Genomic DNA, 19,096 nt, shown 5'->3' with positions numbered 1-19,096 from the left:
AAGTCGTGGCCGGTTCCGCGATGGCCAGGAGGTCTCATGTCCCGCCCGACCGCCGACGTGCGAACGTGCGCAACCCACGCGACCGACGCCGACCTCGATGAGCTGCGCGCGCGGCTGGCGGCGGCGCGGCTGCCGGAAGCGGAGACGGTTCCCCGCGCCGCGTCCGGCAGCCGCCGATGGGACCAGGGCGTGCCGCTGGCCGATCTCACCGAGGTCGTGCACTACTGGCGCACGGAGTACGACTGGCGGTCCTTCGAGGATCGCCTCAACGGCATCGGCCAGTTCCGCACGACCATCGACGGGCTGGGGATCCATTTCCTCCACCGCCGGTCCGCACGCGCGGATGCGACTCCGCTGGTCATGACGCACGGCTGGCCGGGCAGCGTCGCCGAATTCATCGACGTGGTGGACGAATTGGCAGACCCCGGGAACGCGGACGCGCCGGCGTTCCACATCGTGGTCCCGTCACTGCCCGGCTTCGGTTACAGCGACAAGCCGGCCGCCACCGGGTGGGGAACGGAAAGGATCGCGGCCGCGTGGGTGGAGCTGATGGGAAGGCTCGGCTACGACGAGTTCCTCGCCCACGGAGGGGACTGGGGCGGAAACATCACCACGGTTCTCGGCGGCCGGTTCCCGGCGCACGTGCTCGGCGTGCACACCCTGTTCGCGGAGGCGCCACCCGGTCTGACGACGGACGGCCTGACGGCGGTCGAACGCGGGTGGACGGAGGAGACCCGCGATTTCTGGCGCCACCGCGCGGCGTACGCGAAACAGCAGGCGACCCGGCCACAGACCATCGGTTACTCACTCGTCGACTCACCGGTCGGGCTGCTGGCCTGGATTCTCGACAAGTTCGCCGAATGGTCGGACACCGAGGACAGCCCCTTCGAGACGATCCCCATGGACAGAATCCTTGACGACGTCACCCTGTACTGGCTGACGCGGAGCGGCGCGTCAGCGGCCCGCATCTACTACGAAAGCCACAATTCCCTCGACCCGGAACTCCGGGTCGAGGTCCCGTCAGCGGTCACCATGTACCCCCGGGACATCGAGAAGACCCCGCGCCCCTGGGCACAGGAGCGGTACCGGCGGATCGTCCGCTGGAGGACGCCCGACACCGGCGGCCACTTCCCGTCGCTGGAGGTTCCCGACGATTTCGTCAAGGACCTGCAAGAGGGCCTCGCGGCTGTGCTGGCCGCCGGTCGGTGAGCGCGCCTGTGCGGCACGGAATCCCGCAGGACGGGGTGATGGGCCGCTGGCCATGGTGCGTCAGGAGGCGGGGACGGGCTCCAGCCGGTAGGCGTCCCCGTGGGCGACCACGCGGCCGGCGGTGGGCGGTGCGAAGTGGGTGCCGAGGAGGAGGGTGTCCGTGCCGGCGAGGGAGCCGAGCACCTGGCGGCGGGTCGCCTCGGACTGCCGCGGGTCGATGTCGACGCAGGCGCCGATGACGGGGTGGGCGAGCTGGACGGGGTGGTGGACGCAGTCGCCGGAGATCAGCGCCCGCTCCCCCCGGCTTGCCAGTTCCACGGCGACATGGCCGGGAGTGTGGCCGGGAGACGGGATCAGACGCAGGCCGGGGGCGACCTCGACCCCCTCGTGCGGGACGTCGACCGTGCTCAGCAGACCCGCTTGTTCGACCGGGATCACGGAGTCGCGGAACATCTGCGCGCGGGCCTCCTCCATGTCGTACGCGGCCCAGAACTCCCGCTCCGCGCGGGAGGTGAGGTAACGGGCGTTGGGGAAGGTCGGGACCCATGCGCCGTCCACCTGGCGTGTGTTCCAGCCGACGTGATCGGCGTGCAGGTGGGTGAGGATCACCAGATCCACGGACTCCGGAGCGAAACCGGCGGCGGTGAGGCGCTCCAGGAAGTCGGTCCGCAGGTTGTGCCAGGCCGGGTTGGCCCGCTCCTTGCCGTTGCCGATGCCGGTGTCGACGAGCACGCGCAGCCCGTTCACGACGAACGCGAAGCTGTGGCTGTCGATGCGCAGAATCCCGTCCTGGTCGGCGAAGTGGGGGTGCAGCCAGTCCTGGGCGGTCACCACCTCGGGGGTGGCGTCGGGCAGCAGCCAGGGTCCGGTCGCGGGCGGCAGGGGGATTTCGTCGATGCGGTGGACGGTGACGCCGCCCACGGTCCAGGAGGGGGCGGGGACGGCGGTGGGGGAGGTGTGCATGGTGTGTCGTTTCCTTCGTTGTCTTCAGCGGAAGCGGTCGGTCGTCGTCAGTCAGTGGGAAGGGTCGGTCGTCGTCAGCGGGAACGGTCGGGCGTCGTCGTCAGCGGGAACGGTCAGGCGTCGTCAGCGGGAACGGTCGGCTTCGGGGCGGTCCGCCCGGCCTCGTGGCGCGCTGAGTGCCGCCAGGGCGGACAGGGCGAGGAGAGCGGCGGTGACGGCGTAGGCGTGTGAGGTGGCCCCCAACCCGTAGTGCCGGGTGGCGGCGCCCGCGGCGACGGCGGGCAGGCTCATGGAGAGGTAGCTGAGGATGTAGTAGGCGGCCAGTGTCGCGGCGCGGTCCCCCTCGTCGAGCGAGGCGAGGAGCATACGCAGCGCCCCCTGGGACACGGCGCCGAAGGCGATGCCGGCCAGCGCCGCGCCGCCGTAGACGGCGGGCAGCCCGGCACCGTGCAGACCGCTCAGGGTCAGGGCCGCGGCGGGCAGGACGGACAGGCAGCCGCCGGTCACCGTGGCGCGGGGCGGCCTGCGCCGCAGCGCCCATACGGTCAGCGCGGCGCTGGCGCTGAGGGCGAAGAAGACCATGCCGCGAGCCGCTTGCGGGGCGTCGGGGGCCACCAGGCGTACGAGGGCCGGACCGAGGGAGGAGTAGAAGCCGCCCAGCGCCCAGACGGTGCAGACAGCGGCTCCCGCGGACAGCAGGGCACGGCGAGCCGGCGACGGGACGCTGACCCGCGGGCGCAGCGACCGCAGCGCTCCCGCGTGGGGGTGGGCCGTCTCCGTGGTGAAGGCGGCCGCGATCGCCTGGACGAGGAACAACGCCCCCAGCAGTACGTAGACGGTGACGGTGGGAGCGGGGGCGAAGCGGACCAGCACGGTGGAGACGAGCACGCCGGCGGCCATGCCGGCGACCGGGGTGACGCTGTTGGCCAGGGCGGACCGGCCCGGGCGCCGGGGGTTCTCCAGATCGAGGAGCGCCGCGCCCGCCGCGCTGGTGGCCGCGCCGGTGGCCGCTCCTTGCAGGACCCGGGCCACGGTCAGGGAACCCGCGCCGTCCGCTGAGGCCAGGAGGGCCATGGAGGCGGCCGCCGTGAGCAGGGCGCCCGTCAGGACGGGGCGTCGCCCCAGGTGGTCGGAGAGCGCTCCGGTCGTGAGCAGGGCCACCAGGAAGGCCAGGGCGTACGCGCTGAAGACCACGGTGACGTCGAGCGCGGAGAGGCCCCACCGGTCCTGGTAAAGGGCGTAGAGGGGGGTCGGAGCGCTGGACGCGGCCAGGAGGGCCGCGAGTATCGACACGTCGAGGGCGAAAGAAGCCGTGCGCCTCTTCGTACGGGTGCGGGCGGCCCGGGGAACGACCGGCGCGGGCCCAGCGGACGCCGCAGACCCGTCGGACGCCACGGGTGCGTCGGGCAGCGCGGGCGCGTCGGCCACCGCTTGAACGCCGGAGATGACGCCGGGCATGGGACTCCTTCCGTAAACGCAACGAATTTGCGTTAGCTCGACCGTAGGGCCTACGGTCGAGCTAACGCAAACCGTTAGCTTTTGGAATGGGGCCCTTCGCCGCCCCGCCCTTGATCAGGAGAAACCTGTGTCCTCCGCCGAACTCACGCCGACCGAGGCCGCCCGCTGGGCGGCCCGCGCCGGTCTTCAGCTGCCCGATGACCGCCACGCCGCGGTCGCCGCCACCGCCGACCACATCCACTCCGTCGTCGCGGTCCTGCGCGAGCTGGACTTCGGGGACACCCCGCCCGCCGGCGCCTACCGCGCCGGAAAGGAGAAGCACGATGCAGCCGTATGAGCTGACCCTCGCCGACGCCGCGCAGCAGATCCGGGCGCGCCGGCTGTCCCCCGTCGAGCTGGTGGACTCGGTCCTCGACCGCGTCGACCAGGTGGACCCACACGTCGAGGCGTACGTCGCGGTCACCGCCGAGCAGGCCCGGAGCGCGGCGCGGGAGGCCGAGCGGGAAGCGGCCCGCGGCGCGTTCCGGGGGCCGCTGCACGGCGTCCCGGCCGGGCTCAAGGACCTGATCGACGTCGCCGGTTCGCCCACCAGCGCCAGTTCCCGGGTCCGGGCGGGCCACCGCGCCGCCGCCGACAGCACGGTCGCCGCCCGGCTGCGGGCCGCGGGCTCCGTCCTGGTCGGCAAGACCCACACCCACGAGTTCGCCTACGGCCTGACCACCCCGCAGACCGGCAACGCCTGGGACCCCGGCCGGGTCGCGGGAGGCTCCAGCGGCGGGTCCGCCGTCGCGGTGGCGGCCGGGGCGGCGACCTTCGCCCTGGGCACCGACACCGGCGGGTCGATCCGGGTTCCCGCCGCGCTGAACGGGGTCGTCGGCCTCAAGCCCACGTACGGGCTGGTGCCGCGCCACGGCGTCACATCGCTGTCCTGGTCGCTGGACCACGTCGGCCCGGTCACCCGCACCGTCCAGGACGCGGCCCTGGTCCTGGACGTCCTCGCCGGCCACGACCCGCGTGACCCCGCCTCGCTGGACGTCCCCGCCGTCGGCCACCGGCCGGAGCAGGAGCCTGACCTGACGGGCGTACGCGTCGGGGTGCCGCGCAACTACTTCTTCGACCATGTCGACGCGGAGGTGGAGACCGCCGTCCGCCGGGGCATCGCGCACCTGGAGACGCTCGGCGCCCGACTCGTCCCGGTCGACATCCCGATGACCCGGTACATCCAGGCCACCCAGTGGGGGCTGATGGTGCCGGAGGCCACCGCTTACCACGAAGGCACGCTGCGTACGGTCCCCGAGCTCTACCAGGCGGACGTCCGCATCCTCCTGGAAGCCGGCGAGCTGATGGGCGCGGGCGACTATCTGCGTGCCCAGCGCTCCCGGACGCTCATGCAGGAGGAATGGGCCCGCGTTCTGGAGACGGTCGACGTGATCGCCGCCCCGGCCGTCCCGATGACCGCGGTGAAGGCCGGCCAGGAGAGCGTCACCTGGGCCGACGGCTCGACCGAGGCCGTCTCCGACGCCTACGTGCGTCTGTCCTCCCCGGCCAACATCACCGGAGTGCCCGCCCTCTCCCTGCCGGTGGGCCACGACACGGCGGGCATGCCGATCGGCATGCAGTTGCTCGGCCGGCCCTTCGGCGAGCGGCAGCTGCTGCGGGTGGGCCACGCCTACGAGCGGACGCAGTCCGCCCGGCCGCTCGCGCCGGCCGCCTGAGAGGGGCGTGCGGGCCGCCTGAGAGGGGCGTGCGGACCGGCCGCTTCCGGCCCGGCCCCCCCGGCGTCCGGCTCCGACCCGGCCCCTCTGACCTCCGGCTCCGACCCGGGCCGGGCCGGGCCGGAGGCCCGCGGCGAGGAGACCGGCGAGGGGGCGAGCCGGCACGGCCGTCGAGCCGCCACACTCCCCCTAAACGCAATATCCGTGCTTTAAGGTGGAGTCATGAGTCGTAAGCCGATGGTTCGCCCCGGCGGGCGCAGTGCACGGGTCCAAACCGCCGTGCACACCGCTGTCCGCGAGATCCTGTCGGAGCGGGGCCGCGACGCGCTGACCGTCCCGCTGGTCGCCCAGCGCGCCGGAGTCACCCCCTCGACGATCTACCGCCGCTGGGGTGACCTTCAGGAGCTGCTGTCGGACGTCGCGGTGGAGCGGCTGCGGCCCGACACCGCGCCGGAGAGCCACGGCGACCTGCTGTCCGACCTGACGGCCTGGGCCGAACAGTTCCTCGACGAGATGTCGTCCCCCTCCGGCCGCGCCTACATCCGTGACGCTCTGCTCGGCGACCCGGACGGCAGCAACGCCGGTCAGTGCTCGGCCTACGCGGCCGAGCAGGTCGCCGTCATACTCGCCCGCGCGCTCGGCCGCCGGGAGGACGCTCCCGACGTCGAGACGGCGATGGACCGCTTGGTCGCCCCCATGATGTACCGCATCCTCTTCCGCCCGGCCGGGCTCGACGCCGCGTACGCCCGTCGGCTCGTGACCGGCCTCCTCGACGCGGGCGGAGAACACCCCCGCCCGTGACCCGCGTTCCTCGCGGCCCGGGCAGGGGGGCGCCCGGACCCACCGCTGCTCGTGCCGGCGGGCTGTGGCGGCTCGGACGCGGCGGGGGGACCCGTCAGGTCTGCGCCATGTCCACGAAGCGGGAGTAGTGGCCCTGGAATGCCACGGTGATGGTGGCAGTCGGGCCGTTACGGTGCTTGCCGACGATGATGTCGGCCTCGCCCGCCCGCGGTGACTCCTTCTCGTACGCGTCCTCGCGGTGGAGCAGGATGACCATGTCGGCGTCCTGCTCGATGGAGCCGGACTCGCGCAGGTCGGACACCATCGGCTTCTTGTCCGTGCGCTGCTCGGGACCACGGTTCAGCTGCGACAGCGCGATCACCGGGACCTCCAGCTCCTTGGCCAGCAGCTTCAGGTTTCGGGACATGTCCGAGACCTCCTGCTGGCGGCTCTCGGACCGCTTGGACCCACCGGCCTGCATCAGCTGCAGATAGTCGATGATCACGAGTTTGATGTCGTTGCGCTGCTTGAGCCGACGGCACTTCGCGCGGATCTCCATCATCGACAGGTTGGGTGAGTCGTCGATGTAGAGCGGCGCGGCCGATACCTCGGGCATCCGACGCGCGAGGCGGGTCCAGTCCTCGTCCGTCATCGTGCCCGACCGCATGTGGTGCAGGGCCACCCGCGCCTCGGCCGAGAGCAGACGCATCGCGATCTCGTTGCGCCCCATTTCGAGGGAGAAGATGACGCTGGGCAGGTTGTTCTTGATCGAGGCCGCGCGCGCGAAATCCAGTGCCAGCGTGGACTTGCCCATGGCGGGGCGGGCCGCGATGACGATCATCTGGCCGGGGTGCATGCCGTTCGTCAGGGCGTCGAGGTCCGTGAAGCCCGTCGGCACCCCGGTCATCTCACCGCTGCGTGATCCGATGGCCTCGATCTCGTCGAGCGCGCCCTCCATGATGTCGCCGAGCGGGAGGTAGTCCTCGCTGGTGCGCTGCTCGGTGACCGCGTAGATCTCGGCCTGCGCGGAGTTGACGATCTCGTCGACGTCCCCGTCGGCCGCGTATCCCATCTGCGTGATCTTCGTGCCGGCCTCGACCAGCCGCCGGAGCACGGCCCGCTCGTGGACGATCTCCGCGTAGTACGAGGCGTTGGCCGCGGTCGGAACGGACTGCACCAGGGTGTGCAGATACGGCGCTCCGCCGACCTTGGTGATCTCGCCGCGTTTGACCAGCTCGGCGGCGACGGTGATCGGGTCGGCCGGCTCGCCCTTGGCGTAGAGGTCGAGGATCGCCGTGTAGACGGTCTCGTGGGCCGGACGGTAGAAGTCGTGGCCCTTGATGATCTCCACGACGTCCGCGATGGCGTCCTTGGACAGCAGCATGCCGCCGAGGACCGACTGCTCGGCGTCGAGGTCCTGAGGCGGCACGCGCTCGAAGCCGGGCGAGCCGCCCTCCCACGCCTCGTCCGAGCCGCGGTCATGGCGGTCCTCGCGCCCCTTGCGGTCCCCGCGACGCTGGCGGGAGACAGGCAGACGGTCCCCGGGGCCGGCCTCGGTCCAGGGGTCGTCCAAAGGCTCGGGAATGCTCACCGGGCCGCCTCCTCCCGTCCGCATCGCGGACCTAGCCGTGCCACTCTTTCTTACGGCACGGCACCGACAAACAGGTCGCCCGACTCCACTTCCGGCGCATCTGGTTCGGTGGATTCCGGTGCCGGAACGGAGTGCGGGCGCCGCACCACGGTAGGCCCCTCCGCACCGTCAGCCAATCTGGTTATCCACAGGGCATGTGGACGACGGACCAGATGCTGTGGAGAACCCCGCCGAACCTGTGCACGGACCGGGGGACAGCACTGTGGACAAACTCATAGCGACACCAGCACAGCCGCCCTGACCTGGCATTTCTTCGTCCACGGACTGTGGGGGAGAAAAACTTTCCCCCACATTTCAAGATCACCTCGGAGGGCGCGGGAGGGAAGGCCCCGCAGGGGCAAAAGTAAGGGACAAGGTCGCATTGCATCTCTTACCTGTGGAAGATTAGATTGACCCTCATGACCCAGGCCCCCGCGACCCCGAAGAACGGCCGCCGACGGCACGACCGCGAGATCCTCGCCCTTGCCGTTCCGGCGTTCGGCGCGCTCGTCGCCGAGCCCCTGTTCGTGATGGTCGACAGCGCAGTCATCGGCCACCTCGGCACCCCGCAACTGGCCGGCCTCGGCATCGCCGCAGCCCTTCTGATGACCGCGGTGAGCGTCTTCGTCTTTCTCGCCTACGCCACCACAGCGGCCGTCGCCCGCCGCGTCGGGGCAGGCGATCTGCCCGCCGCCATCCGGCAGGGCATGGACGGCATCTGGCTGGCCCTCCTGCTCGGAGCCGCCGTCGTCGCCATCGCCATGCCGACAGCTCCCTGGCTCGTCGGCGTCTTCGGGGCGTCCGACACCGCGGCTCCCTACGCGATCATCTACCTGCGGATCTCGATTCTCGGCATCCCGGCCATGCTCGTCGTGCTCGCCGCCACCGGCGTACTGCGCGGTCTCCAGGACACCCGCACCCCGCTGTACGTCGCCATCGGCGGTTTCACGGCGAACGCCGTCCTCAGCGTGACCCTCGTCCACAGTGCCGGGCTCGGCATCGCCGGGTCCGCCTGGGGAACGGTGATCGCCCAGGTCGGCATGGCCGCCGCCTACCTCGTCGTGGTGGTCCGCGGAGCCCGAAAGCACGGTGCCTCCCTGCGGCCCGACGCGGTCGGCATCAGGGCCGGCGCGCGGGCCGGGGCGCCCCTGCTCGTCCGGACCCTGTCCCTGCGTGCCGTCCTGATGATCGCCACCGCCGTCGCAGCCCGGCTCGGGGACGTCGACATCGCCGCGCACCAGATCATTCTCTCCCTCTGGAGCCTGACCGCCTTCGCGCTCGACGCCATCGCCATCGCCGGGCAGGCGATCATCGGTCGGTATCTGGGGGCGGACGACGAGAAGGGCGCGCGGGACGCCTGCCGCCGCATGGTCGAGTGGGGCATCGGTTGCGGCATCCTGCTCGGCGTCGTGATCGTGCTGGCCCGACCGCTGTTCATTCCGCTCTTCACGAGTGACCCCTCGGTGAAGGACACCCTTCTCCCCGCACTCCTGGTCGTGGCGGTCTCCCAGCCGATCGCCGGAGTGGTCTTCGTCCTGGATGGCGTCCTGATGGGAGCGGGCGACGGACGCTATCTGGCCTGGGCGATGCTGGTGACGCTCGCCGTCTTCGCTCCCGTCGCGCTTCTCGTGCCCTCCCTCGGCGGCGGGCTCACCGCGCTCTGGTGGGCGATGACGCTGATGATGACCGTCCGCCTCATCACCCTCTGGCTGCGTGCCAGGTCAGGTCGGTGGATCGTCACCGGAGCCACCCGCTGAACCGCACGCTTCGCGCGATGTTTCACGTGAAACGGGCTGCTGTTCGTTTCACGTGAAACACGGCGCCTTCTCCACCCGGAACACCGCGCATCCTTCACGCGTAACACTGAGCATCCATTATGTGGAACACCGGGCACCCCAGAAACCGGTGAAGGGCCGCACCCGATGGGTGCGGCCCTTCACTGACTCAGCTGAGCTCTGCCCTTAGGCAGCAACGACCTCGACGCCGAGCTTCGCTGCGACCTCGGGGTGCAGACGGACGGACACCTGGTGTCCGCCGAGCGTCTTGATCGGCGAGCCGAGCTCGACGCGACGCTTGTCGACGTCGGGACCACCGGCAGCCTTGATCGCCGAAGCGATGTCGGCCGGGGTCACGGAGCCGAAGAGACGGCCGGCGTCGCCGGAGCGAACAGCCAGACGGACCTTCACGCCCTCGAGCTTGGCCTTGATCTCGTTGGCCTGCTCGATCGTCGCGATCTCGTGGATCTTGCGGGCGCGGCGAATCTGCGCCACGTCCTTCTCGCCGCCCTTGGTCCAGCGAATGGCGAAGCCACGCGGAACCAGGTAGTTACGGGCGTATCCGTCCTTGACGTCGACGACGTCGCCGGCGGCACCGAGGCCAGAGACCTCGTGGGTGAGGATGATCTTCATGCTCTTGTCACCCTTCCCTTATCGCGCGGTGGACGTGTAGGGCAGCAGCGCCATCTCACGGCTGTTCTTGACTGCCGTGGCGACGTCACGCTGGTGCTGCGTGCAGTTGCCGGTGACGCGGCGGGCACGGATCTTGCCGCGGTCGGAAATGAACTTCCGCAGCATGTTCGTGTCCTTGTAGTCCACGTACTGGGTCTTGTCCTTGCAGAACGCGCAGACCTTCTTCTTAGGCTTGCGCACAGGCGGCTTCGCCATGGTGTTTCTCCTGTGTGATCAAGAAGTGGGGGTACGAGCAGCCCTAGAAGGGAGGCTCGTCCGAGTAGCCGCCGCCAGAAGTACCGCCGGAGCCGCCGGAACCGCCGGGGCTTCCGCCCCAGCCGCTTCCGCCGCCCTGCTGTCCCCCGCCGCCCTGGCCGCCGGTCGGCGCGCCGGTCGACCACGGGTCGTCGGCGGGTGCACCGCCGCCGCCCTGCTGGCCACCTCCACCGGGACCGCCGCCCCAGTTGTTGCCGCCGCCCTGCTGGCCGCCGCCGTATCCACCCTGGCCGCCCTGACCACCGCGACCCGTGGTCTTGGTGACCTTGGCCGTGGCGTTCTTGAGGCTGGGGCCGACTTCCTCGACGTCCAGCTCGTAGACCGTGCGCTTGACGCCCTCACGGTCCTCGTAGGACCGCTGCTTCAGCCGGCCCTGCACGACGACGCGCATGCCTCGCTGGAGCGACTCCGCGACGTTCTCCGCCGCCTGACGCCAGACCGAGCAGGTGAGGAACAGCCCTTCGCCGTCCTTCCACTCATTGGTCTGCCGGTCGAAGATGCGGGGAGTGGACGCGACACGGAACTTCGCGACCGCCGCACCGGACGGGGTGAAGCGCAGCTCGGGGTCGTCGACGAGATTGCCGACGACCGTGATGACGGTCTCGCCTGCCATGGGTGAACCTCTCGGCGGGGATTGCTTCTGGCTGCTTGCTGCTACTCGAACCCGAAAACCGCTGAGCTAGATGCTCAGTGGATCTCGGGACGGAGGACCTTGGTCCGGAGGACCGACTCGTTCAGGTTCATCTGGCGGTCGAGCTCCTTGACGACCGCAGGCTCGGCCTGCAGGTCGATGACCGAGTAGATGCCCTCGGGCTTCTTCTTGATCTCGTAGGCGAGCCGACGACGGCCCCAGGTGTCGACCTTCTCCACCTTTCCGTCGCCCTCACGGACGACGGAGAGGAAGTTCTCGATCAGCGGGGAGACTGCTCGCTCCTCGAGATCGGGGTCGAGGATGACCATCACCTCGTAGTGACGCATGTGGAACCCACCTCCTTTGGACTCAGCGGCCACGGTCGTTCCGTGGCAGGAGGGTCGTGATGCGTGATGCAACGGCGTCCCCGAGGAGAACACCCAGCACTGACAATCCGCGGCCGAACCGCCCCGGAGAGGGGGTTCGGGTAGAGACTTGCCGCGCTGGCCTGGGCAGACACCGGTGCAGACCGTACAGACTACCCGTAGACCGGCTTCCGGTTGAAATCAGGAGCTCAGAGGGCACAATCGAGACAGAAGCGGTGTGAGAGGCGCTACATCCGCCGCGGTGCGGAAGGCGCCGGACGCACCCGCCCATCCGTCCGGCCAGGAGGTACTCCATGGCACAGACCATCCGCCCCGCAGGCTCCCGGCCCCGAACGGGCGGCCGGCGGGCCACCGGCTCGCTCTTCGCGACGGACGGCAAGCCGCACCCGCTCCAGGACACCCTGCTCGCCGTGACCCTCGTGCTGGGCGCTCTCGCCTTCGTGACGGCGATGTTCCACCACCTGCACCTGGTCAGCTCGTGGGCCGGGCTGGTCGGCATCCTGACCGGTGGGTACGGGATGTACGTCTCCAGGACCACCGGCGAACGGTTCGGCCTGATCATCGGGCTCGGCGCCGCGGCCGTCGGCTTCTTCCTCGGCATGGCCCACGGCGGCCTCTTCGGCGGCGTGATCACCTGACCGGAGCACCGGCCGGAGTGCCCACCGGGCACCCGCCGGGGCACCGACCGGCTCGGACACCCCGGGTGCCCGAGCCGGTCCGCCGTGCGCTCCGGCCCCCCGGGGTCAGGCCGGGCGCCCCTCGGTCGCAGTAGGCTTCGGCGCGAGAGCCGGAGCCCCTGACCGATGGGGACACACCTGCCGAGGAGCGCCCCGCATGAGCCTGACCCTGAGGACCATCAGCCGAGAGCAGCATCTGGCGTACATCCAGAGCCTGCCCTCGGCCAGTCACTGCCAGGTCCCGGCGTGGGCTGATGTGAAGACCGAATGGCGCTCGGAGAGTCTGGGCTGGTTCGACAAGAACGGCGAGATCGTCGGCGCCGGCCTCGTCCTGTACCGCCAGCTGCCCAAGATCAAGCGCTACCTGGCATACCTCCCCGAGGGCCCGGTGATCAACTGGTACGCGCCGAACCTGGACGACTGGCTCCAGCCGATGCTCGCCCACCTCAAGCAGCAGGGCGCCTTCTCCGTGAAGATGGGCCCGCCGGTCGTCATCCGGCGCTGGGACTCGGCGGCCATCAAGTCCGGCATCCAGGACCCGGACGTCAAGCGCCTGCGTGACGTCGAGGCGACGCACATCGAGCCGCGCGCCTTCGAGGTCGCGGACCGGCTGCGGAAGATGGGCTGGCAGCAGGGCGAGGACGGCGGCGCCGGGTTCGGTGACGTACAGCCCCGCTACGTCTTCCAGGTGCCGCTGGCCAACCGCTCGCTGGAGGACGTCCTCAAGGGCTTCAACCAGCTGTGGCGCCGCAACATCAAGAAGGCCGACAAGGCCGGCGTCGAGGTCGTCCAGGGCGGCTACGAGGACCTGGCCGAGTGGCAGCGGCTCTACGAGATCACCGCCGTGCGCGACCACTTCCGGCCGCGCCCGCTCTCGTACTTCCAGCGCATGTGGACCGTCCTCAACTCCGAGGACCCCAACCGGATGCGGCTCTACTTCGCCCGGCACAACGGCGTGAACCTCTCCGCGGCCACGATGCTCGTCGTCGGCGGACACGTCTGGTACTCGTACGGCGCCTCCGACAACATCGGACGCGAGGTCCGGCCGTCGAACGCGATGCAGTGGCGCATGCTGCGCGACAGCTACGCCATGGGCGCGACCGTCTACGACCTGCGCGGGATCAGCGACTCGCTGGACGAGACCGACCACCTCTTCGGCCTGATCCAGTTCAAGGTCGGCACCGGCGGTGAGGCCGTCGAGTACGTCGGCGAGTGGGACTTCCCGCTCAACAAGCTGCTCCACAAGGCGCTCGACATCTATATGTCGCGCCGCTGACCCGCTTCACCACCGCACAGCTGGACCGCACACACCGTTAGTTCCTGATTCACCGCAGCCACCAGAAAGGTTCCGGGCCGGCCATGGCGCTCTCCCTCTACGTCGACACCGCGCGCTGGCGGGCGCACCAGAAGTCCGTGATCGACCAGTTCCCGGGTCTCGTACCCGTCTGCAAGGGCAACGGCTACGGCTTCGGCCACGAGCGCCTCGCCGACGAGACGATCCGCTTCGGATCCGACACCCTCGCCGTCGGGACGACCTACGAGGCCGCGCGCGTCAAGGACTGGTTCAGCGGCGACCTGCTCGTCCTGACCCCCTTCCGGCGCGGTGAGGAGCCCGTACCGCTTCCGGACCGCGTCATCCGGTCCGTCTCCTCCGTCGACGGGGTGCACGCCCTGGTGGGCGCCCGGGTCGTCATCGAGTGCATGAGCTCGATGAAGCGCCACGGCGTCAAGGAGGAGGAGCTCGGCCAGCTGCACGCGGCGATCGAGGACGTACGGCTCGAAGGCTTCGCCCTGCACCTGCCGCTCGACCGCACCGACGGTTCCGACGCCGTCGAGGAGGTCATCGGCTGGATGGACCGGCTGCGCGCGGCCCGGCTGCCGCTGCACACCATGTTCGTCAGCCACCTGCGCGCCGAGGAGCTGGCCCGGCTCCAGCAGCAGTTCCCGCAGACCCGCTTCCGCGCCCGTATCGGCACCCGGCTCTGGCTCGGGGACCACGAGGCCACCGAGTACCGGGGCGCGGTTCTGGACGTCACCCCCGTCGTCAAGGGCGACCGGTTCGGCTACCGGCAGCAGCGGGCCGCGTCCGACGGCTGGCTGGTCGTCGTGGCCGGCGGCACGTCCCACGGGGTCGGCCTGGAGGCGCCCAAGGCGCTGCACGGCGTGATGCCGCGGGCCAAGGGCGTCGCCCGCGCGGGCCTGGCCACGGTCAACCGCAACCTGTCGCCGTTCGTCTGGGCGGGCAAGCAGCGGTGGTTCGCCGAGCCGCCGCACATGCAGGTGTCGATCCTGTTCGTTCCCTCGGACGCCCAGGAGCCGCGGGTCGGCGACGAACTGGTCGCCCATCTGCGCCACACGACCACGCAGTACGACCGGCTCGTCGACCGCTGAGGCGCCCCGGCGCGGCCCCGGACGGCCGCGCCGGGACCCCGGGTCAGCCGCCGTCCCGGGCGGGCGCCACGCCCCACTCCACCGCAGGCCCCGTGACAGCGGGGGCCGTGCGCCCGGACGGACGGGCCTGCGGCGCCAGCACGAACGCGTCGGCAGCCCCGTCGAGGACCCCGCCCGACGGATCGTCCGACCCGTCCCGTCGCACCGGGTCCTTCTCCGGCCGGAGGATGTCCCGGACGATCAGCGCGCACAGGTACAGCGTTCCCAGCAGGTGCAGGGCGATCGCGACCTGGTAGCCCTCCTGCGGCAGCCCCTGGTGCTTGTCCCCGCCGCTGGTGTAGGCGAGGTAGAACCAGATCCCGAGGAAGTACATGACCTCGCACGCCTGCCAGATGAGGAAGTCGCGCCAGCGGGGCCGGGCCAGCACGGCCAGCGGGATCAGCCAGAGCACGTACTGCGGTGAGTAGACCTTGTTCGTCAGGATGAACGCGGCCACCACCAGGAACGCCAGCTGGGCGAAGCGGGGCCTGCGGGCCGCGGACAGCGCCAGGCCCGCGATGCCCGCGCAGAAGACGACCATCAGGGCGACCGAGGCGGTGTTGACCGTCTCCACGTCGATCGGCTTGCCCGTGCGCTGGGTGATGATCAGCCAGAACGAGCCGAAGTCGATGGGCCGCTCCTGGCTGAAGGTGTAGAACTTCCGCCATCCCTCGGGGGCGAGGATCATCACCGGCAGGTTCACCACCAGCCAGGCCCCTCCCGCGCCCAGCAGGGCCGTCCCGAACGCGCGCAGCCTGCCCGCCCGCCAGCAGAGCACCAGGAGCGGGCCGAGCAACAGGACGGGGTAGAGCTTGGCGGCCGTGGCCAGGCCGATGAGGATGCCGAACGCGAGCACCCGGCCCCGGGACCACATGAGCATCGCCGCGGCGGTCAGGGCTACGGCCAGCAGGTCCCAGTTGATGGTCGCGGTGAGGACGAACGCGGGCGCCAGCGCGACCAGGAGGCCGTCCCAGGGGCGGCGGCGGTGCGTACGGACGGTGCACACGGCGATGATCACGGCGCAGATCATCAGCATGCCCGCGTTGACCATCCAGTACATCTGCTCGCGCTGCTGGACGGGGTCGCTGTCGGGCGTCAGCGTCAGCCAGGCGGCGACCTGCATGAACACCCCGGTCAGCACGGGGTACTCCAGGTACTGCATATCGCCGCTCAGCCGGTCGAAGTACGGTACGAGGCCGTCGGCGAACCCGCGTCCCAGAAAGAGGTGCGGGATGTCGGAGTAGCAGGCGTGCGTGTACTGCGAGGTGGCCCCGCGGAACCAGGCCCATTCGTAGCAGGGGATCTTCTGCACCATGCCGAGGGCGAACATCCCGATCATGACCAGCGCGACGACGCGCACGGGTGTGAGCGGGCCGTCGCCGAGGCGCGCCCAGCGTCCCACCCGGCCACCGAACAGCTCGCTGCCGGCCGCCGCGACCTCGTCCTGATCGGTGGGCCGCACGACGGGCCGTTCCTGGTGCACGCTCGTGTCCTCTGCGCTGGGGCTTGGCATGCCGCACATCCTGCCGTACAGGGCTGTGCCCGGGGCAAGGACGGCCCGGGGACACGACAGGAAGCCCACACGACGCCGCGTGCGGCCGGGAACGCGGTGAGGGCCGCCGTACCCGGTCGGGTACGGCGGCCCTCACCGCTGTGCTGGTCCGGCTCGTGCGGAGACCCGGCGCGGGGTCCGGTCAGCCGGCGTTGCCCCAGATGCTGTTGCCACCGTTGGGGTTGCCGTTCCCGCCCTGGGCGCCGCCGTTGTCGGCGCCGTCGGACGTTCCGGTGTTGTCGCCCCCGCCCTCGGAGGTTCCGGTGTTGTCGCCCCCGCCCTCGGATGTTCCGGTGTTGTCTCCTCCGGCGTCCGCCCCGGCGTTCGCTCCGCCGTTGGCGTCCTGGCAGTCCGGGTCGAAGAAGCCGCAGGTCTTGCTCGGTGTCGGCGAAGGGCTCGGGGTGGTCGGGGTCGGCGACGGCGTCGCGGGCGGCGACGGCTCGTCGGAGGGCGTCTCCGAAGGCGTGGGACTGGGCGTCGGGCTGGGACTGGCCGCGCCGCCGCCCCACACCATCTCGCCCAGGTCCTGCGGCTCGGGGAAGGAGATCGCCTTCTTGCCCTTCATCGCCCCGGCCATGTAGTCGTGCCAGATGGAGGCCGGGAACGAGGCTCCGTGGATCTTCTTCTCGCCACCCGTGCCGAACATCTCCAGGAACTCGCGATCTTCGTTCGTCTCGTCGTCGTCGAGCCGGAACATGCTGATGGCGGTCGAGATCTGCGGCGTGTATCCGACGAACCAGGCGGACCGGTTGCCGTCCGTCGTACCGGTCTTGCCGGCGGCCTCACGGCCCTCCAGGCGGGCGGGCTTGCCCGTCCCGTTCTCCACGACGTTCTTGAGCACGTCGGTGACGTTGTCGGCGATGATCGGGCTGAAGGCGCGCTTGGGCTTCTTCCTGTGCTTGAAGACGGTCACGCCCTCACGCTTCACCTCGGTCACCGAGTACGTGTCGTTCTGCTGGCCGCTCGTGGCGAAGGTGGCGTAGGAGCCCGCCATACGGATCGCGCTGGGCGACGAGGTCCCGATGGAGAAGGAGGGAACGGTCGCGTCCGCCATGAAGGTGTCGTCCTTCAGACCAGAGGCGACGGCGACGTCCTTGACCTTGTCCGTCCCGACGTCCATGCCGAGCTGGACGAACGGCGAGTTGGCGGACTGCTCCATGGCCTTCCGCAGGTCGATCTCACCGTAGTCGTGGTGGCCGTCGTTGGTCTGACGCCACTCCTTGTCGTCCTCGTTCAGCCAGATCTTGCCCGTGTAGTCCCTGATCCGCAGACCGTTGTCGCCGTTGTAGACGCTCTCCGGCGAGACCTTGGTGCGCTGCGATTCGCTCTGCTCCGGGCCACCGGAGGGATCGCGCACGCCGTACTGCATGGCGGCGGCCAGGACGAAGGGCTTGAACGTCGAACCGACCTGGGCACCGGTGGCGTCAGCGTTGTTCGTGAAGTGCGTGGTGGCGTCCTGCCCGCCGTACGTGGCGATGATGGCACCGGTCTTCGCGTCCACGGAAGCACCGCCGAACTCGACGTGCGTGTCCGTGTCGGGACGCTCCTCGGGCCGGATCTTGGCCTTGTAGACCTTCTTCACCGCCGCTTCGAGCTGCTCCACCTGCTCCTTCTGGAAGGTGGTGTGGATCTCGAAGCCGCCCAGTTCGAGGTCCTTGGCGTCGATGCCCTGGTCGTTGTTGGCGAGGAAGTACTTCTTGGCGAGGTCCACCAGATAGCCGGTCTGGCCGCCCAGCTTGGCGTCCTTCACCTTCGGCACCGGCATGGGGAATTCCTTGAACGTGGCGCGCTTCTCCGCCGTCATGCGCCCGTCCTTAACCTGCTCGTCAAGGATCCACTTCCACCGTTCTTTGGCCCGCTTGGTGTTCTTCTCCTCCGTCGCGTTGACCTTGTCGATGTCGGTGGCGCCGGCGGGGTCGTAGTAGCTCGCGCCCTTGAGCAGGGTGGCGAGGAAGGCGCACTCGCTCGCGTTCAGCTCACCGGCGTCCTTGTTGTAGTAGGTGCGGGCCGCTGCCTGCAACCCCGAAGCCCCACGGCCGTAGTACGAGACGTTGAGGTAGCCGGCCATCACCTCTTCCTTCGACACATCGCCGGCGACCTTGAGGGTGATGAAGAGCTCCTGGAACTTCCGCTTGAGCGTCTGGTCCTGGGTGAGCATGGAGTTCTTCACGTACTGCTGGGTGATGGTCGAGCCGCCCTGGGTCTCGCCGCCCGTGGCCATGTTGAACACCGCGCGCCCTATGCCCATTGGGTCGATGCCGCGGTCCGTCTCGAAACTCTTGTTCTCGGCCGAGATCACGGCGTTGCGCATCTCCACCGGGATCTGCTCGTACTTGAGCATCTGACGGTTCGCCGCACCGCCGGTCGCCACCATCTGCGTGCCGTCGGCCCAGTAGTAGACGTTGTTCTGCGCCTTGGCCGTTTTATTGATGTCCGGTGGGACCACAAACGCATAGGCGATGCCTCCAATACCCATCAGCACGCCGAGGAACGCCAGGCAGAGCCCCGATACCAGCTTCCAGGAGGGCACCCAGCGGCGGAACCCGTACTTGCCGTACCGCGGGTAGTCGATAAAGCGCTTCTTGCCGGGACCATCGTCGTCGCGCCCCCGGCCCCTCGGGCCGTCGGATCCGCCACCGCGCCGTCGGCCGCCGCTCTGGGCAGCACGGCGGGCCTCGGCTCGGCTGCCGTACTGGCGCTCCTGGCCACCGTGTGACTCGGACGGCGATTCGGAAGGTGATGCCGAAGTGGCTCTGCGTGACGGGGCCGCTCGGCGTCCGGTCGGCTGCTGGGCGGCTCGTCTGGCCGCGGCACGCCCGCCGCCTTGTGGCTGAGGCGTTTTGCGACGGTGCTCGCTCATGGAACGACTACTCCTCGGGCAGGCGAGAACGCCTGGAAGCGGCAGTTGAGATCCGGTCCCCCCGAATGACGGACAAGCCGCT

17 protein-coding genes are annotated in these 19,096 nt (G+C 70.1%); 8 read left to right on the top strand and 9 right to left on the bottom strand.

Annotated features, from left to right (window positions below; genetic code table 11):
- Positions 1-36 precede the first annotated feature (36 nt).
- Positions 37-1,209, top strand: coding sequence for an epoxide hydrolase (locus ACIQMU_RS13100; protein WP_402688861.1), 1,173 nt, complete (start codon positions 37-39; stop codon positions 1,207-1,209).
- Between the two features lie 60 nt (positions 1,210-1,269).
- Here the strand turns inward: ACIQMU_RS13100 and ACIQMU_RS13095 are convergent, their stop codons facing one another.
- Together ACIQMU_RS13095 and ACIQMU_RS13090 are read right to left on the bottom strand one after the other, a co-directional pair.
- Complete coding sequence (locus tag ACIQMU_RS13095; RefSeq protein ID WP_402688860.1) at positions 1,270-2,172, bottom strand: MBL fold metallo-hydrolase; 903 nt, start codon at positions 2,170-2,172, stop codon at positions 1,270-1,272.
- A 123-nt stretch (positions 2,173-2,295) separates the two neighbouring features.
- Positions 2,296-3,630, bottom strand: a complete 1,335-nt coding sequence (locus ACIQMU_RS13090; RefSeq protein WP_402688859.1) for an MFS transporter — start codon at positions 3,628-3,630, stop codon at positions 2,296-2,298.
- Positions 3,631-3,757: 127 nt separating this feature from the next.
- Here ACIQMU_RS13090 and ACIQMU_RS13085 point away from each other — a divergent pair, with 127 nt between their 5' ends.
- From ACIQMU_RS13085 to ACIQMU_RS13075, 3 genes are all read left to right on the top strand, one after another.
- A complete protein-coding gene (locus ACIQMU_RS13085; RefSeq protein ID WP_352239200.1) occupies positions 3,758-3,967 on the top strand; it encodes a hypothetical protein in 210 nt (69 codons plus the stop codon).
- Positions 3,954-5,345: an amidase gene (locus tag ACIQMU_RS13080; protein ID WP_402688858.1), complete on the top strand. Its 1,392-nt coding sequence runs from the start codon at positions 3,954-3,956 to the stop codon at positions 5,343-5,345. The genes ACIQMU_RS13085 and ACIQMU_RS13080 overlap by 14 nt, the downstream gene beginning before the upstream one ends.
- A gap of 222 nt (positions 5,346-5,567) precedes the next feature.
- Positions 5,568-6,146 (top strand): TetR/AcrR family transcriptional regulator, encoded by a 579-nt coding sequence (locus ACIQMU_RS13075; protein ID WP_402688857.1) that lies wholly within the window; start codon positions 5,568-5,570, stop codon positions 6,144-6,146.
- Between the two features lie 94 nt (positions 6,147-6,240).
- On the opposite strand, the gene dnaB is transcribed toward ACIQMU_RS13075, so the two are convergent.
- Positions 6,241-7,716 (bottom strand): replicative DNA helicase, encoded by a 1,476-nt coding sequence (gene dnaB / locus ACIQMU_RS13070; RefSeq protein WP_356729260.1) that lies wholly within the window; start codon positions 7,714-7,716, stop codon positions 6,241-6,243.
- Positions 7,717-8,174: 458 nt separating this feature from the next.
- Here dnaB and ACIQMU_RS13065 point away from each other — a divergent pair, with 458 nt between their 5' ends.
- Entirely contained in the window at positions 8,175-9,512 is a 1,338-nt protein-coding gene (locus ACIQMU_RS13065) for an MATE family efflux transporter (RefSeq protein ID WP_402688856.1), read from the top strand.
- A gap of 204 nt (positions 9,513-9,716) precedes the next feature.
- On the opposite strand, the gene rplI is transcribed toward ACIQMU_RS13065, so the two are convergent.
- The 4 genes from rplI to rpsF form a co-directional block, all read right to left on the bottom strand.
- The gene (gene rplI / locus ACIQMU_RS13060) at positions 9,717-10,163 is read right to left on the bottom strand and encodes a 50S ribosomal protein L9 (protein WP_030576021.1); all 447 of its coding nucleotides are present in this window, start codon (positions 10,161-10,163) and stop codon (positions 9,717-9,719) included.
- Between the two features lie 18 nt (positions 10,164-10,181).
- A complete protein-coding gene (rpsR, locus tag ACIQMU_RS13055) occupies positions 10,182-10,418 on the bottom strand; it encodes a 30S ribosomal protein S18 (protein ID WP_003967857.1) in 237 nt (78 codons plus the stop codon).
- Positions 10,419-10,461: 43 nt separating this feature from the next.
- Positions 10,462-11,091 (bottom strand): single-stranded DNA-binding protein, encoded by a 630-nt coding sequence (locus tag ACIQMU_RS13050; RefSeq protein WP_352239205.1) that lies wholly within the window; start codon positions 11,089-11,091, stop codon positions 10,462-10,464.
- 74 nt (positions 11,092-11,165) lie between these two features.
- Positions 11,166-11,456, bottom strand: a complete 291-nt coding sequence (gene rpsF / locus ACIQMU_RS13045; RefSeq protein ID WP_018957345.1) for a 30S ribosomal protein S6 — start codon at positions 11,454-11,456, stop codon at positions 11,166-11,168.
- A gap of 332 nt (positions 11,457-11,788) precedes the next feature.
- Here rpsF and ACIQMU_RS13040 point away from each other — a divergent pair, with 332 nt between their 5' ends.
- The 3 genes from ACIQMU_RS13040 (at position 11,789) to ACIQMU_RS13030 (ending at position 14,563) form a co-directional block, all read left to right on the top strand.
- Positions 11,789-12,133 carry a hypothetical protein gene (locus ACIQMU_RS13040; RefSeq protein WP_352239206.1) on the top strand — a complete coding sequence of 115 codons (345 nt, stop codon included), beginning with the start codon at positions 11,789-11,791 and terminating at the stop codon, positions 12,131-12,133.
- A gap of 196 nt (positions 12,134-12,329) precedes the next feature.
- Positions 12,330-13,448, top strand: a complete 1,119-nt coding sequence (locus ACIQMU_RS13035; protein WP_352239207.1) for a peptidoglycan bridge formation glycyltransferase FemA/FemB family protein — start codon at positions 12,330-12,332, stop codon at positions 13,446-13,448.
- 83 nt (positions 13,449-13,531) lie between these two features.
- Positions 13,532-14,563: an alanine racemase gene (locus ACIQMU_RS13030; protein ID WP_352239208.1), complete on the top strand. Its 1,032-nt coding sequence runs from the start codon at positions 13,532-13,534 to the stop codon at positions 14,561-14,563.
- 43 nt (positions 14,564-14,606) lie between these two features.
- Here ACIQMU_RS13030 and ACIQMU_RS13025 read toward each other — a convergent pair whose 3' ends face one another.
- Together ACIQMU_RS13025 and ACIQMU_RS13020 are read right to left on the bottom strand one after the other, a co-directional pair.
- Positions 14,607-16,124 carry a glycosyltransferase 87 family protein gene (locus tag ACIQMU_RS13025; RefSeq protein WP_352239209.1) on the bottom strand — a complete coding sequence of 506 codons (1,518 nt, stop codon included), beginning with the start codon at positions 16,122-16,124 and terminating at the stop codon, positions 14,607-14,609.
- A gap of 172 nt (positions 16,125-16,296) precedes the next feature.
- Positions 16,297-19,014: a transglycosylase domain-containing protein gene (locus ACIQMU_RS13020; protein WP_402688855.1), complete on the bottom strand. Its 2,718-nt coding sequence runs from the start codon at positions 19,012-19,014 to the stop codon at positions 16,297-16,299.
- Between the last annotated feature and the right edge of the window lie 82 nt (positions 19,015-19,096).

The organism is Streptomyces sp. NPDC091649 (assembly GCF_044756785.1).
In the GTDB taxonomy this organism is placed as follows: Bacteria; Actinomycetota; Actinomycetes; order Streptomycetales; family Streptomycetaceae; genus Streptomyces.
This window is presented reverse-complemented; position numbering and strand designations above follow the sequence as displayed.

What these genes read in the sequence shown, in the direction of transcription:
- ACIQMU_RS13030 (WP_352239208.1), top strand. Translation starts at nt 13,532, where the DNA reads ATGGCGCTCTCCCTCTACGTCGACACCGCGCGCTGGCGGGCGCACCAG.
- rpsF (WP_018957345.1), bottom strand. Translation starts at nt 11,456, where the DNA reads ATGCGTCACTACGAGGTGATGGTCATCCTCGACCCCGATCTCGAGGAG.
- ACIQMU_RS13080 (WP_402688858.1), top strand. Translation starts at nt 3,954, where the DNA reads ATGCAGCCGTATGAGCTGACCCTCGCCGACGCCGCGCAGCAGATCCGG.
- ACIQMU_RS13075 (WP_402688857.1), top strand. Translation starts at nt 5,568, where the DNA reads ATGAGTCGTAAGCCGATGGTTCGCCCCGGCGGGCGCAGTGCACGGGTC.
- ACIQMU_RS13040 (WP_352239206.1), top strand. Translation starts at nt 11,789, where the DNA reads ATGGCACAGACCATCCGCCCCGCAGGCTCCCGGCCCCGAACGGGCGGC.
- ACIQMU_RS13090 (WP_402688859.1), bottom strand. Translation starts at nt 3,630, where the DNA reads ATGCCCGGCGTCATCTCCGGCGTTCAAGCGGTGGCCGACGCGCCCGCG.
- ACIQMU_RS13025 (WP_352239209.1), bottom strand. Translation starts at nt 16,124, where the DNA reads ATGTGCGGCATGCCAAGCCCCAGCGCAGAGGACACGAGCGTGCACCAG.
- ACIQMU_RS13050 (WP_352239205.1), bottom strand. Translation starts at nt 11,091, where the DNA reads ATGGCAGGCGAGACCGTCATCACGGTCGTCGGCAATCTCGTCGACGAC.
- ACIQMU_RS13095 (WP_402688860.1), bottom strand. Translation starts at nt 2,172, where the DNA reads ATGCACACCTCCCCCACCGCCGTCCCCGCCCCCTCCTGGACCGTGGGC.
- ACIQMU_RS13065 (WP_402688856.1), top strand. Translation starts at nt 8,175, where the DNA reads ATGACCCAGGCCCCCGCGACCCCGAAGAACGGCCGCCGACGGCACGAC.
- ACIQMU_RS13020 (WP_402688855.1), bottom strand. Translation starts at nt 19,014, where the DNA reads ATGAGCGAGCACCGTCGCAAAACGCCTCAGCCACAAGGCGGCGGGCGT.
- ACIQMU_RS13100 (WP_402688861.1), top strand. Translation starts at nt 37, where the DNA reads ATGTCCCGCCCGACCGCCGACGTGCGAACGTGCGCAACCCACGCGACC.
- ACIQMU_RS13035 (WP_352239207.1), top strand. Translation starts at nt 12,330, where the DNA reads ATGAGCCTGACCCTGAGGACCATCAGCCGAGAGCAGCATCTGGCGTAC.
- rpsR (WP_003967857.1), bottom strand. Translation starts at nt 10,418, where the DNA reads ATGGCGAAGCCGCCTGTGCGCAAGCCTAAGAAGAAGGTCTGCGCGTTC.
- rplI (WP_030576021.1), bottom strand. Translation starts at nt 10,163, where the DNA reads ATGAAGATCATCCTCACCCACGAGGTCTCTGGCCTCGGTGCCGCCGGC.